The sequence below is a fragment of the Colwellia sp. E2M01 genome (assembly GCF_018860585.1).
In the GTDB taxonomy this organism is placed as follows: Bacteria; Pseudomonadota; Gammaproteobacteria; order Enterobacterales; family Alteromonadaceae; genus Colwellia.
The window spans coordinates 1-15,413 of the sequence record NZ_JAHKPR010000087.1 but is presented as its reverse complement, the minus strand read 5'-3'; the positions used below and the strand labels follow the sequence as shown (position 1 = coordinate 15,413).

Genomic DNA, 15,413 nt, shown 5'->3' with positions numbered 1-15,413 from the left:
TAATCAACTTGGTATTATTCTATTGATATATTTAATTAGGGAGAAATAAAAAAGCCGAATAACAACGGTTATTCGGCTTTAAGGTTACTTTATATTAGTACCTTTAAATAAATGAGCACCTTTATAATTCGGAAGGTTTACCTACGTAATAGCCTTGGCAACCATCAATAAAGAGTTTTTCTAAGGTATGTTTCTCTTCTTGGCTTTCCACACTTTCTGCTAATACGCTAATACCTAATCTATGTGCTAAATCAACCATTAAACGTAAGAAGTATTGGTTGTTTTTATCATCATCAATATCACGAGTATATGAGCTATCCATTTTGATATAATCAGGCGTTAAATCTCTGAAGAATTTAAATGATGTTAAACCAACACCAAAGCGCTCAACCGTAACTCTTGAACCAACACGATGTAATACTTCAACTAAACGTTTTGCTGTTTTAATATTTTGTTGTAAACCAAGTTCTGATATTTCAAACACTAAACGTGGTGCTGCAGCAGGCTCACGCAGTAACTTACGTTCTAACCAAATCATAAAATGTTCATCATTAATACTACGAGAACTAATGTTAATGCCAAAACTGCTACTTAGCATATTTTTACTGGTAATTTCTTTAATCGTAGTATCGATAATAAGACGATCAACCTCAACTATTTTATCGAGCTTCTCTGCCATTGCAATAAAGGTTGCTGTTGGTAACATTTCCTCATTAGCATTTAGAAAGCGAGCTAAAACCTCACTGTATACACGGCTGTTACGGCCGCTAGGTTGAATAGGTTGAAGTAATAATTTAACACGATCATCTTTTAGAACACTTTCAATTTCTTGTCGCCAGTTTTGACTTCCAAAGTTAGCACTATGATCGGTTAAAATATTAACGTCTGTTTGCGAATACCATGAATTAGTTTTTTGTGTTTGAGCAACACTAACACCAGTGTCAGCTAACGCTAATAACTCACCCAAAGGTTTTGATTTATCAAAATAAACCAAACCACTAAAAGCAACGGAATCAAATTCATTAATTGTTTGGTATTCATCAAACTTCATTTTCAATTCACTAGCAAAATCTTCAGCAATTTTAAGTTGTTCATTTGGTAAGATTGTGGCGAAATCTGAGCTATTTAAACGAAATATTTTAGCGCTTGGTTTACTCAATAACACCTTTTTAATAATTTCAGCCACTTTTAAAATGTAATTGTCGCCTGAGTTATAGCCTTGAACTTGATTAATTGTTTGTAGTTCTGAACAGCGAGTAATAATTAAAACACCAAATTTTACAGGGCTTTCACGTACAATTTCGTTTTCATAAAATTGCACAAAACGGTTACGGTTTTCTATCCCAGTTAAAGCATCAACATGCGCCTCTACTTCTAAACTTGATGTGTTTTTAAATTGTTCAGTCATTAAGGCACGAATTTCGTCTATACCCTCTTGTAAAGCAGGTATTTCTATCTTTCTATTATTGGCCCTTTCTTTAGTAATGAAATCACCATTATTAATTTGTGCTAACTCTTCACTGATTTCTTTACCAATAATTCGGAAAATAACGGACTGTAACTTGTAGTTAAGTTTTGCTGAGATAAAAGCAAATACAAGCGTTAATATTAATACACCAACGAATAATTGAGTTAAAAAATTAATGACTTCACTAAAACTTAATTGATATTGAATTTGTAATCCAAGGCTACCAGTTGAAACTGTTTTACGTATTGCTAAAGCAGAGTCTATTGGTTGAATGTCTTTACTTTGAAAATTAAATAATACTTGTGTTTTGTTTTTAATCGTTAACGATTGATAACTTGCACTAGCTGTTAAGACATCAGCTAATTGAGAAGCGATTTCTTCAGGGGATGATTCAAGATGAGTAAAGGTTTTACTTATGGCTTGTATGCTTTTTTGATGTGTCTGGGTTTTATTGTCGACATAGCTCGATAATAATGAAAATAAAATAGCAGTAAATACTAAAATGAAAATCAAAGAATAAGAAATATTTTTAATAAATAGTTTAGAAAATTTATACATGATGAAATTAAATACTCCGTTTAAATTCTATCAAGAGGAAGGCCTCTTTAATTATTAACTAACTGTAAAAATTTGTATAAAATGATAGCTAATTATAGGTTTAATACTAAGACATTGTAAATTATAAATTAAACTTATCTACTTATTTATACTATTTATATTTGCTTTAAAAGTTGTGTTTGAATATTAAAGTTTAAAACTTAGTAATAAAAATTACTATTGATTGTGTTTAATGCGCTTGCGCTTAGTAATCTGTCACTATATAATTTGTGCATTAAAACATTAGTAAGAAGTCACTGAATAAGCTTAGACACGTTTAATTAATTGATAAGTAACTTGATAATAGGTTTTTAAATAAACTTCCAATTTAGCTGTATCAACTAACATAAGAGTGTAGTTTGTTTTTTTACTAATATTATTAATAGCTAAGCAGTTATATTTGTTCTAGCTATTAATAACCAAATTAAATAATTTAATATTGTTTAATTTAGGGGGAAACAGTGGAATATGCCCCTAATTTGGGGTTTTTTTGTTTTTTAGCTTGGTATTTTTATTTTTCACACATAAAAATATTAACTAAAAAGCAAATAATGAAAAGTTTCGATGGGCTATATGCCCTTTTTTTATATCTAAAATTTTATATTGTGCTGCTTGTGTTATGACCATAAGAGCAAAATAAAAAGGAGAACACGCTTGGCTAAATTTGAGCAAAAACTAACTGACTTATTAAGACCTGCGGTTGAAGAAACAGGGAAAACCTTATTAGGTATTGAATACCTTAGCGCTGGTAATAATTCGGTTTTACGTTTGTTTATAGACCATGAAAATGGCATTAATGTTGATGACTGTGCAGAAGTAAGTCGTCAAGTAGGTGCTGTACTAGATGTAGAAGACCCTATTAGCAGTGAATACAACCTAGAAGTTTCATCTCCTGGTGTTGACCGACCATTATTTGAATTAGCACATTATCAAGAAATTATCGGTGAAACTGTCAATGTAAAACTCTCTATGCCATTAAACGGACGTCGTAAATTTAAAGGTCCGTTAGTCGCCATAGAAAACGACACACTAATTGTAGAAGTGGATGGCATTGATTACGAACTTGCTATCGGCAATGTAGATAAAGCGAATCTTGTCGCAAAATTATAACAATAAGTTATAACCATAAAATAATATATAACAGTAAAATAAATTAAAGGCTAAGTAGCATGAGTAAGGAAATATTACTGGTTGTTGATGCGGTTTCTAATGAAAAAGCATTACCAAGAGAAAGCATTTTTGAAGCAATGGAAACAGCTTTAGAAACAGCTACCAAGAAAAAATACGAAGGTGACATTGAAGTACGTGTGTCTATTGACCGTATTAGTGGCGAATTTGATACTTTCCGTCGTTGGTTAATTATTGAAGATGGCCAAGCTATGGAAAACCCATACGCAGAAATTGGTTTAGCCGCCGCACAATTTGATGATCCATCATTAAATATCGGTGATTACGTTGAAGATCAAATTGAATCAGTTAAGTTTGACCGTGTAACAACACAAACGGCAAAACAAGTTATTGTACAAAAAATTCGTGAAGCAGAGCGCGGACTAATTGTTGATGCTTATCAAGATCAATTAGGTGAAATTGTTACAGGCGTTGTGAAAAAAGCAAGTCGTGAAAGTGTTATTATCGATTTAGGAAATAACGCTGAAGCGATTATATACCGTGATGACATGTTACCTCGCGAAACATTTCGCCCAGGTGATCGTGTACGTGGTTTATTATATGAGATCAAACCTGAAGCTCGTGGCGCACAATTATTCGTTAGCCGTACAAAACCTGAAATGTTAGTTGAACTTTTCCGTGTTGAAGTACCTGAAATTGGCGAAGAAATGCTTGAGATTAAGGGTGCTGCACGTGATCCAGGTTCTCGCGCTAAAATCGCTGTAAAAAGTAACGACAAACGTATTGACCCTGTGGGTGCTTGTGTTGGTATGCGTGGTTCACGTGTACAGGCCGTATCAAGCGAACTAGGTGGCGAACGTGTTGATATCGTATTATACGATGACAACGTAGCACAGTACGTAATCAATGCTATGTCTCCAGCTGAAGTTGCTTCAATTATTGTTGATGAAGACAAAGGCACAATGGATATTGCTGTTGAAGAAAGCAACTTAGCTATGGCTATTGGTCGTAGTGGTCAAAATATACGTTTAGCTAGCCAACTTACTGGTTGGGAATTAAACGTAATGACTGTTGCTGACATGAAAGAAAAACATCAAGCTGAAAATGATAAAGTATTAAACTTATTCATTGATAAACTAGACCTTGATGAAGACTTTGCAACATTACTTGCAGAAGAAGGTTTTACTTCATTAGAAGAAATCGCTTATGTACCTGTTGCAGAAATGCTTGAGATTGATGGTTTAAATGAAGAAATCATTGAAGAGCTCCGTGAACGTGCGAAAGAAGCACTAACAACACAAGCGCTTGCAAGCGAAGAAACATTAGAAGGTGCAGAGCCTGCACAAGATTTACTAGACCTTGATGGTTTAGAACGTCACTTAGCATTTGTTTTAGCGAGTCGCGGTGTTTGTACACTTGAAGACTTAGCTGAACAAGGTATCGATGAAATAAGCGATATCGAAGAATTAGATGAAACCAAAGCGGGTGAGCTAATTATGGCAGCACGTAATATTTGTTGGTTTAACGAAGAATAACAACACCGGAGAAATATATAGATGGCAGAAATAACCGTAGCAGAACTTGCCAAAGAAATCGGAACGCCGGTGGATCGCTTAGTTAGTCAATTAGCTGACTCAGGCGTGAATAAATCGGCTACCGATTCTATTTCGCAAGACGAGAAAGAGGCCTTATTAGGTCACCTTAAAAAACAACACGGCGATGAGTCAGAAGCAAAGCCAAATAAATTGACTTTAAACCGTAAAACTAAATCTACTTTGACTATGGGTCATGGTAGTAAAGCAAAATCAGTTAATGTTGAAGTACGTAAAAAACGTACCTATGTAAAACGTAGTGACATTGAAGAAGAAAAATTAGCTGCAGAAGCGGCAAAGGCAGAAGCAGAAGCGGCGGCTTTAGCTGAAGCGGAAGCAGCAGCTAAAGCAGAAGCAGCAGCAAAAGAAGCTGAAAATGCGAAAGCAGTTGCGGCAGCTAAGGCAGAAGTTGAAGCTGAACGTAAAGCAGCGGCAAAAGCAGAAGCGGCGGCGAAAGCAAAACAAGCAGCTATTGAAAAAGCTAAAAATGTAGAAAAAGCGCCTGAAAAAGTGGCAGAAAGCGAAGAAGCGAAAAAACTTCGTTTAATTCAAGAAAAAGAAGCGGCTGCCAAAGTGGAAGCAGAAGCGGCAGCTGCTGCTGAAGCGGCTAAAAAACTTGCTGAAGAAAACGAAGCACGTTGGAAGCAACAAGAAGAAGAACGTAAAGCAAAAGAAAAAGAAGTTGTTCATGTTACTTCTTCAAAATATGCACAAGAAGCTGAAGATAAAGTTGATGCTGCTGATGAAGGCGCTGGTCGTCGTCGTAAGAAGAAACCAAATGATAAAACAGCTGCTCGTGGCGGTCGTAACGCTAAAGGTCGTAAGCAAACATTATCTGCACCACAAAGTTTAAAACACGGTTTTACTAAACCTGTTGAAACTAAAGTACAAGATATTCGCATTGGTGAAACAATCTCTGTTGCTGAATTAGCGAATAAAATGGCTAAAAAGGGCGCTGAAGTAGTTAAAGCAATGTTCAAATTAGGCGCTATGGCGACTATTAACCAAGTTATTGACCAAGAAACTGCAGCATTAGTTGCAGAAGAAATGGGCTTTGAAGTAATACTTGTTAAAGAAAATGCTTTAGAAGAAGCGGTACTTGCTGATCGTAGCCATGCAGGTGAAGAAATCACTCGTGCGCCAGTTGTTACTATCATGGGTCATGTAGATCACGGTAAAACGTCATTACTTGATCACATTCGTGAAGCAAAAGTTGCAGCCGGTGAAGCGGGTGGTATTACCCAGCATATTGGTGCTTATCACGTAGAAACTGGTCATGGTATGATCACCTTCTTAGATACTCCTGGTCATGCTGCTTTTACTGCAATGCGTTCACGTGGTGCTAAAGCAACTGATATCGTAATCATTGTTGTTGCTGCAGATGATGGTGTTATGCCACAAACAATTGAAGCTATTCAGCATGCGCAAGCATCTGATGCACCAATTATTATTGCTGTTAACAAAATGGATAAAGAGTCTGCTGATCCAGATCGTGTTAAAAATGAATTATCACAACACGGCGTATTATCAGAAGAATGGGGCGGCGATGTTCAATTCTGTCACGTATCAGCAAAAACTGGTTTAGGTATTGATGAATTACTTGATTCAATATTATTACAATCAGAAGTATTAGAACTTACTGCTGTTGTCGATAAAATGGCAAGCGGTGTTGTAGTTGAATCTAAACTTGATAAAGGTCGTGGCCCTGTTGCTACTATTCTTGTTCAAGAAGGTACATTAAACCAAGGCGATATCGTACTTTGTGGTTTAGAGTACGGCCGTGTTCGTGCAATGCGCGATGAAAACGGTAAAGACATTAAATCTGCTGGTCCTTCTATCCCTGTTGAAATTATCGGCTTAAGTGGTGTTCCACAGTCTGGTGATGAAGCAACAGTTGTAAAAGATGAGAAAAAAGCGCGTGAAGTTGCTTTATTCCGTCAAGGTAAATTCCGTGATGTGAAACTTGCTCGTCAACAAAAAGCTAAACTAGAAAATATGTTCGCTAGCATGGCTGAAGGTGATATCTCAGAAGTTAATGTTGTTATCAAATCAGACGTTCAAGGCTCACTTGAAGCAATCATTGATTCTTTAGTTAAACTATCTACTGATGAAGTTAAAGTAAGAGTTATCGGCTCTGGTGTTGGTGCTATCACTGAAACAGATGCAACCTTAGCTGCTGCATCAAATGCTATTGTGGTTGGTTTCAACGTTCGTGCTGATGCTTCAGCGCGTAAAGTGATTGATTCAGAAAACATTGATTTACGTTACTATAGCGTTATCTATGCATTAATTGAAGAAGTTAAACAAGCCATGAGTGGTATGTTAGCGCCTGAATTCAAGCAAGAAATCATTGGTTTAGCACAAGTTCGTGATGTATTTAAATCTCCTAAAATTGGCGCTATTGCTGGTTGTATGGTTACTGAAGGTATTATCAAACGTAGTGCACCAATTCGCGTATTACGTGAAAACGTGGTTATTTACGAAGGTGAACTTGAGTCACTACGTCGATTTAAAGATGATGTTCAAGAAGTGCGTAACGGTACTGAGTGTGGTATCGGTGTTAAGAACTACAACGATGTACGCGTAGGCGATCAGATCGAAGTATTCGAGACAGTTGAAATCAAACGTAGTCTTTAACTAGCCCTCATTGCTATTAGGCTCAATTATTGCGTTGGAAGTACTCATTGACATGCGTCAACTCCGTGCTTCCGCCTTATTCTTGAGCCAACTAGCAATAAGTTCAAAGTTAAAGAGCTGAGTTTAATAACTTAGCTCAATGTTAAAAGGGGCTTATGCCCCTTTTGTGTTGATTACTTATATATATTATTGAAAGTTGTTGTTAAGAAATAATAACTTCATAGGAGTTTACGATGGCTAGAGAATACGCCCGTACTGACCGAGTAGGTCAGCAAATCCAAAAAGAAATCGCGGTTATTTTAATGCGCGAAATTAAAGATCCTCGTTTGAGTATGACAACAGTTTCTGCTGTTGAAGTTACTCGTGACTTAGCTTACGCAAAAATCTTTGTAACTTTTTTTAATGACAATGCTGATGAAATAAAAGCTTCATTAGAAGTGTTAGCTGAAGCTGAAGGTTATATTCGCTCTTTGTTAGGTAAACGTTTACGTGCGCGTATTATGCCGCACTTACGCTTTGTTTATGATAGTTCAATGAGTGAAGGTGTTCGTATGAGCGCCTTAGTTGATCAAGCCGTTGCCAGTGATAAACATAGCGATGAGCAAGTTGATGACTTTACTAATGATGAAGTAAATGATGAAAGTGAGCAGGAAAAATAAGGCATGGCAAAAAGAAGAAAAGGTCGTGCAGTTAACGGTGTATTGCTTTTAGATAAACCACACGGTTTGTCATCAAATCACGCTTTACAAACCGTTAAGCGTATTTACTTCGCGCAAAAAGCAGGGCATACCGGTGCTTTAGATCCGCTTGCAACAGGTATGTTGCCAATATGTTTAGGTGAGGGCACTAAGTTTTCACAATACTTACTTGATACAGATAAAACTTATCAAGTGACCGCTAAACTTGGTGTTCGTACTACAACCAGTGATGCTGGTGGTGAAGTAGTAAGTGAAAAGCCCGTGAGTATCACTGATGAACAACTAGCTAATGCATTAGATAGTTTTCGTGGTACTACTCAACAAGTTCCTTCAATGTATTCTGCGCTTAAGTATAAAGGGCAGCCTTTGTATAAATATGCAAGAGAGGGCATTGAAGTACCACGCGAAGCACGTGATATTACTGTGTTTAACCTTGAGTTGTTACGTTTTGAAGGTGATGAAGTCGAATTAAGTATTCATGTGTCAAAGGGTACTTATATTCGCACTATTGTTGATGACTTAGGTGAGCTTTTAGGTTGTGGCGCACATGTAGCACACTTAAGACGTTCAGCTGTTGGTAATTACCCGGTTGATAAAATGGTCACTCTACCTGAGCTTGAAGCATTACTTGAAAAAGCGATTGCTGATGAAGTCACACCGTCTGATGTACTTGACCCGTTATTATTACCAATGAATAGTGCTGTGGATGGTATGCATTGTGTTTATGTTGATGATATGTCAGCCAACTTCTTACGACACGGTAATCCAGTACAAGCATATAATGCACCGAGTGATGGTAGTGTACAAGTGTATATAGGTGATGATGAAAATGATGAAAACGCTGAGTTTATTGGTGTTGGTTTTATCGATGATGATGGACTACTTGCTCCTAAACGCATTGTTGTTTTATAAACACTTTATTTTGAATCAGGTTTATACTGGTCGTTCGCTTTAAAATAGGGATTATTGCAAGTAAATTTAAGATAAAGTTAGAGAAATTAGTCACTAGAGAAAGGTTTATTAAACCAAACTCAGGTTTATTAGTTTAAAATCGAGTTATTAAGCGCAACAGTAACTAATAGCTTGCTTTTTACTAATTGGCTGCTAGAATACGCGCTCTTTTGTCATCGACGCTGAATTAGTGTTTGGCTTGATGATTATTTTATACCTTAACTCAATTACTGAGATTAAGGGCAACACACTAAGGATACATTATGTCTTTAAACGCTACAGAAAAAGCTGCAATCGTTGCAGAATACGCTCAATCAGAAGGTGATACTGGTTCTCCAGAAGTTCAAGTTGCTTTGTTAACTACACAAATCAACCACTTACAAGGTCACTTTAAAGCGCACATCCATGATCACCATTCACGTCGTGGTTTATTACGCATGGTTGCTCAACGTCGTAAATTACTTGATTACCTTAAAGGTAAAAAAGTTGAGCGTTACAACGCATTAATCGCTAAATTAGGTTTACGTCGTTAATAGCTATTTTGCTAAGAACGTAACGTAAATTATTTAAAAGGAGCCTTTTGGCTCCTTTTTTGTTTTTAATATTTGCCCATCGCTAGCATCCATATAGCTTTATAACTTGAAGTGCACCTTATTGAAGCAATTTATTTAATAAATTGACTCTTTACGTGAATTATTACATTTTGACTCTAGCAATCACCTACTTACTTAGTATAATGTCCGTGAAAATTTATCCTATATATGTTTTAGCTAATTGCTATAACGCTTAGTGTAAATTTTTATACAAAACCAATCCAAACTGTATAATTTTTTGTTCGACTCAGTCGGTGTTTTAGTTTGTATTTAATGTCTAGTTTTGACGTTTGCATTAAGCATACTTTTAACACCTTATATGCTAAGTGAATAAATAATTGTACAGATTGGTAAATAAAAAAATTAATCATTATTTAAGCGATGTAAGCTTATTTAAAAGAAAGGAAAACTATTAAATGTTAAATCCAATTACTAAAAAATTTCAACTTGGTAAACATACCATAACTCTTGAAACAGGTGCTATTGCACGTCAAGCGTCTGCTGCTGTAATGGCAAGCATGGACGATACTAGCGTACTTGTTTCTGTTGTTGGTAAAAAAGAAGCAAAAGAAGGTCAAGATTTCTTCCCATTAACGGTTAACTACCAAGAGCGTGCATACGCGGCTGGTAAAATCCCAGGTAGTTTCTTCAAACGTGAAGGTCGTCCTTCTGAAGAAGAAACACTAATCGCACGTTTAATTGACCGTCCAATTCGTCCATTATTCCCAGAAGGCTTTACTAACGAAGTTCAAGTTATCATCACTGTTGTTTCAGTTAACCCTGAAATTTCACCTGATATCATTTCATTAATTGGTACGTCTGCAGCATTAGCTATTTCAGGTGTTCCATTTAGTGCGCCAGTTGGTGCTTCACGAGTTGGTTACGTTGATGGTCAATACATCCTTAACCCATTACAATCTGAATTACCTACAAGTCAATTAGACTTAGTTGTTTCAGGTACTGAATCAGCGGTATTAATGGTTGAATCTGAAGCTGATGTTTTATCTGAAGAAGTAATGCTTGGCGCTGTTGTATATGGTCATGAGCAAATGCAATCTACTATTACAGCAATTAATGAATTTAAAGCTGAAGTTAACACGCCTGCATGGGAATGGACGGCACCTGTTAAAAACGCTGCATTAGAAGCAAAAATTGCTGAGTTAAGTGAAGCGCAAGTTAATGAAGCTTACCAAATTACTGATAAAGGCGAACGTTACGAGAAAGTAGCTGAAATCCGTAATGCTGTTGTTGAAGCGTTATTAGCTGAAGATGCTGAGCTTAACGTTCAAGAAGCAAAAGATTTATTCCATGATTTAGAGAAAACTGTTGTTCGTGGTCGTATTACACAAGGTTCTCCTCGTATCGATGGTCGTGATCCTGAATCAATCCGTGGATTAGACGTAATGACAGGTGTATTACCAAGAACTCACGGCTCTGCTGTGTTTACTCGTGGTGAAACACAAGCATTAGTTACTGCTACTTTAGGTACGCAACGTGACGCACAACGCCTTGATACCTTAATGGGTGATAAAACTGACCCATTCATGCTTCATTACAACTTCCCTCCATACTGTGTAGGTGAAACTGGTTTTGTTGGCTCTCCTAAGCGTCGTGAAATAGGCCATGGTCGTTTAGCAAAACGTGGTATGTTAGCTGTAATGCCAACAATTGAAGAGTTCCCGTACGCTGTACGTGTTGTGTCTGAAATTACTGAATCAAACGGTTCATCTTCAATGGCTTCAGTATGTGGTACTTCATTAGCACTTATGGATGCTGGTGTACCAATTAAAGCGTCTGTTGCTGGTATTGCTATGGGTCTAGTTAAAGAAGGCGAAAAATTCGTTGTTCTTTCTGACATTTTAGGTGATGAAGATCACTTAGGTGACATGGACTTTAAAGTAGCAGGCACTACAGAAGGTATTACTGCACTGCAAATGGATATCAAGATTGAAGGTATCACACAAGAAATCATGCAAATTGCGTTAAATCAAGCAAAAGCAGCACGTACACATATTTTATCTGTAATGGATGAAGCGATTGGTGGTCACAGAACTGAGATTTCTGAGTTTGCACCGCGCATTCACACCATGAAAGTAAGCCAAGATAAAATCCGTGACATCATCGGTAAAGGCGGCGCAACTATTCGTCAACTTACTGAAGAAACGGGTACTACTATTGAAATTGAAGATGACGGTACAGTTAAAATTGCAGCGACTTCTGGTGAGCAAGCAGAAGATGCAATTAACCGCATTAAAGCATTAACAGCTGAAATTGAAGTAGGTACACTTTACACTGGTACTGTTGTACGCATCGTTGATTTTGGTGCTTTTGTTAACGTACTTCCTGGTAAAGATGGCTTAGTACACATTTCTCAAATATCTGAAGAGCGCGTAAACAACGTAAGTGAAGTGTTATCAGAAGGCCAAGAAGTGAAAGTTAAAGTACTAGAAGTTGACCGTCAAGGTCGTGTACGTTTAAGTATTAAAGAAGCAATGGAAAAGCCAGCAACTGAAGAAGCAGCAGCTGAGTAATTTTATCTATGTGAATAATGTAAAAGTTTAAAAAACTTTTACATTTCATTAAGTAAAAAGGAGCCTATAGGCTCCTTTTTTGTTTATAATAAAGTTACTTTTATTCACCGTTATTCTTTTAAAGGTGCTTTTGTGCATTTTATTATCAAATCAATACTGCCTACCATTTTGCTTAGTACTATTTTACTTTCGCAAGGTTGCTCTTTTAACTCTTCACATAACTCTAATACCGCGTTAATTGATAACTTAATTATTGCCGAGCCGTTAGCAGTAAATTTTAAAAGTGAAATAGCCATTGCCCGTTTGACTGAAGTGTTAAACTTAGCGCAAATTACTGACGAGCAAAAAGCACAATTATTTTATGATCGCGGCGTTTTATATGACAGTGTGGGCTTACGTGCATTAGCGCGTTTTGACTTTTCTCAAGCATTAAAGTTAAACCCAAATTTAATTGATGCTTATAATTTTGTCGGTATTCATTTTACTCAATTACAAGAGTTTTCTCAGGCGTATGAAAATTTTGATTCAGCATTAGAACTATCACCAGAGCATGAATATGCTTACTTAAATAGAGGTATCGCTTTATATTATGGATCTCGCCCAGAATTAGCATCGTTAGACTTTCAAGCATTCCATCAGAAACAACAAGATGATCCATATCGTTTGTTATGGTTATACCTAACTGAGTATGAAATTGATGCAGCTATGGCGAAAACGTCATTACAAAAGAGAGCGGCGTTAGTTGACGATCGTGTCTGGGCAAAAAAGGTTATTAACCTTTATTTGGGGGATATATCGCAATTAGAATTTGTTAAAAGCTTAACAATGAATATCCATTCAAATAAAGAATTAACAGAGCGATTGTGTGAAGCTTATTTTTATCTCGCCAAATATAATCAAACATTAGGTAATGAAGCGAGTGCAGCGAATTACTTTAAATTAGCATTAGGCACTAATGTTTATGAGTTTGTTGAACACAGGTATGCAAAGCTAGAATTAGATTTAATGAGGGCAAAGCATGTGTCTGATCCTCAATTAGATATTGAAGTTGTACAGTAAGATGAATGTTTAATTAGCATTAATAAATTAACGATGACATTGCGTAATAAACAACTTTTTCTTTTATTATTAATGGTGAGCTCGGTGATATATTTATCATCAAGCTCATTTTTTTTATCAGAATACTTAACCAAAAAAATCAATACCAATTCATACAGTGCTGCACAGTTTTCTTACGCTTTAAAAATACATAATATAGCTGCCTTAACAATTGCAGTGAATGAAACAATAATAGGGGACAGTACTTGGTTGTTGTTTAATAAGTTATTGGCTAAAACTAACAGCGACGCTTCATTGAAGCTTGCACATTGGTATCAACACCTAGCAAACACTAAATTTAAACAACAAGTATTAGGCTCTGAACAGTACAGCGAACAAGGTGAAGTTGACTTATCTAGAGCTAAGTTATGGTTTGAACAGGCGATTAGGTTAAATTCACAACAAGCAGTAATAGCGCTAAGCCAGCTTTATTTTCAACAAGGAGATATTAGCAAAGCTCAATCGACATTAGGCTTACTAAATGAGAGAGTAATTGATGATAATATTAGAGAAAGTGCATTATTGTTACGCTTTAACATGGCTATTTATTCAGGAGATATTGCTACTGTTAATCAGCTTTTAAATGCTTACGAATTAAATAAAACTGAATCCAACCGGCTCGAAAGAGGAAAACTTAGTAGTTTAGTGGCCGATCTTTTCAAATACCATGTTGTTGAAACTAGCTTTGTAGAAAGCAATGCAATAGTTTCTGATAAACAAGGTAATAGCGATATTGCAACTATAAATAGTTATACAGAAAATTGTCTTACTAGCTTACAGTTGTTTGCGACAAACCTTGAACACCTACGACACCTTGATAAATTAATTGCAGAGTTTAAAGCGACAAAAGCACTGGCAAAGTTTGTTTGCCTAGCAACTCCACGATATATCAGTAAACTCAAACTTCAATGCACAGAAAAATCATCACAAGCTATAATTTGTAATGAATCTCAATGGTTAGCTGTCGCAGATAATGTAGAAAGTAAGCATGTAGGTCTATTGCTTGAAACAGGAGGAGCTAATGTACATTTGGGCATACTTTATGTAGATGCGACAGACGATGTTAATGTACTTAATCACGAAATTAGCCATCTGCTTGGCTTTGTTGATGAGTACCCATTAATAGCAAACCATAGTACTTGCCAAAAAGTACAAACAAAACAGTTTGCACATAATATCGCTGTATTAAAAAAATATTATCAAGGTGATAGAAAAAATATTAGAGCACATATCTTAAAAGATATCCCATGGGCGGGGATGATAAATGTTAATACTCCTATCTTACAACGTGTTTCAGAGGAGGGGAATAATACTTGGCAGTTAGGTACACCATATAGCCATCACAATGAAGTAGGTATGTTTGTGTCTGAAACCTGCCAAAAATCGACAATGTTAAGTCAGTTGTTAGCAGGTAAAGAACTAAAAGATAAAGTAAAAAGCGCTACAGATTATTTTACCGCATACAAGCCGTTAAATAAGTTAACCCAGTTAAGATACTATAAAAAAGATTTCCCTGCAGAGTATTTAACCCTTCTATCCGCAAAGCCTTCCTCACATTTAATGCCGAGCTTTCACTACAATATAGCGCTTGCTTTATATCAACAAAGAAAGATAGCTGATGCAAAAGTTTGGTTAGAAAAATCGGCACAATGGGAAACGACAGATGCAAGAAAAAAAATCATATTAAAGGGAGAATTTTAAATACTACTTTATACCAATCTGATTAAATTTCTTCCCAACTCAGAGCTATGTTCGATGTGCAATAACAAGGCGAATTTGTTTAGGTCTAGTCATTCTAAATCAAATAAATTTAACGATGTTAGTGTGCATCGAACAAGCTCCCAAGGGCGAGTTTAAAAGGCTTATATGCAGTGTTATTAATTTTGACAAGGACGCTACATGGATGTAGCTTCTTAGAGAATGCAGGAGCACATTCTCCTGAACAACCATTCTCTTCAATCAATGCCTTGCCTCTAAGCCTTTTAATTCTCGCTGAGTGGGAAAGAACTTAATCAAATTGGTATAAGCTTGTATTGATGTTTTCAATAGGGAAAGGCAGAAGTAGTATTTACGGGTTTAATTTATTATTTAACCCGTAAATAAAATAGCCTACCTTATTG

The 15,413-nt window shown here is 36.2% G+C and carries 10 protein-coding genes; 9 read left to right on the top strand and 1 reads right to left on the bottom strand.

Translation table 11 applies throughout. The features are described from left to right. Positions 1-121: 121 nt before the first annotated feature. The gene (locus tag KO502_RS16580; protein ID WP_216023692.1) at positions 122-2,026 is read right to left on the bottom strand and encodes an EAL domain-containing protein; all 1,905 of its coding nucleotides are present in this window, start codon (positions 2,024-2,026) and stop codon (positions 122-124) included. Positions 2,027-2,719: 693 nt separating this feature from the next. Here KO502_RS16580 and rimP point away from each other — a divergent pair. From rimP to KO502_RS16535, 9 genes are all read left to right on the top strand, one after another. Continuing rightward, positions 2,720-3,175: a ribosome maturation factor RimP gene (rimP, locus tag KO502_RS16575; protein WP_216023691.1), complete on the top strand. Its 456-nt coding sequence runs from the start codon at positions 2,720-2,722 to the stop codon at positions 3,173-3,175. Between the two features lie 59 nt (positions 3,176-3,234). After that, positions 3,235-4,728 carry a transcription termination factor NusA gene (gene nusA / locus KO502_RS16570; RefSeq protein ID WP_216023690.1) on the top strand — a complete coding sequence of 498 codons (1,494 nt, stop codon included), beginning with the start codon at positions 3,235-3,237 and terminating at the stop codon, positions 4,726-4,728. Positions 4,729-4,749: 21 nt separating this feature from the next. Next, on the top strand, positions 4,750-7,422 hold the full coding sequence (gene infB / locus KO502_RS16565; RefSeq protein WP_216023689.1) for a translation initiation factor IF-2: 2,673 nt from the start codon (positions 4,750-4,752) through the stop codon (positions 7,420-7,422). A gap of 233 nt (positions 7,423-7,655) precedes the next feature. Further along, on the top strand, positions 7,656-8,081 hold the full coding sequence (rbfA, locus tag KO502_RS16560; protein WP_216023688.1) for a 30S ribosome-binding factor RbfA: 426 nt from the start codon (positions 7,656-7,658) through the stop codon (positions 8,079-8,081). A gap of 3 nt (positions 8,082-8,084) precedes the next feature. Then, positions 8,085-9,032, top strand: a complete 948-nt coding sequence (gene truB, locus KO502_RS16555; protein WP_216023687.1) for a tRNA pseudouridine(55) synthase TruB — start codon at positions 8,085-8,087, stop codon at positions 9,030-9,032. 302 nt (positions 9,033-9,334) lie between these two features. Then, complete coding sequence (rpsO, locus tag KO502_RS16550; protein WP_216023686.1) at positions 9,335-9,604, top strand: 30S ribosomal protein S15; 270 nt, start codon at positions 9,335-9,337, stop codon at positions 9,602-9,604. Between the two features lie 476 nt (positions 9,605-10,080). After that, the gene (gene pnp / locus KO502_RS16545; protein WP_216023685.1) at positions 10,081-12,195 is read left to right on the top strand and encodes a polyribonucleotide nucleotidyltransferase; all 2,115 of its coding nucleotides are present in this window, start codon (positions 10,081-10,083) and stop codon (positions 12,193-12,195) included. Between the two features lie 132 nt (positions 12,196-12,327). Then, positions 12,328-13,254, top strand: a complete 927-nt coding sequence (nlpI, locus tag KO502_RS16540) for a lipoprotein NlpI (protein ID WP_354668347.1) — start codon at positions 12,328-12,330, stop codon at positions 13,252-13,254. A gap of 84 nt (positions 13,255-13,338) precedes the next feature. Next, positions 13,339-14,994, top strand: a complete 1,656-nt coding sequence (locus KO502_RS16535) for a hypothetical protein (protein WP_216023684.1) — start codon at positions 13,339-13,341, stop codon at positions 14,992-14,994. Positions 14,995-15,413 lie beyond the last annotated feature (419 nt).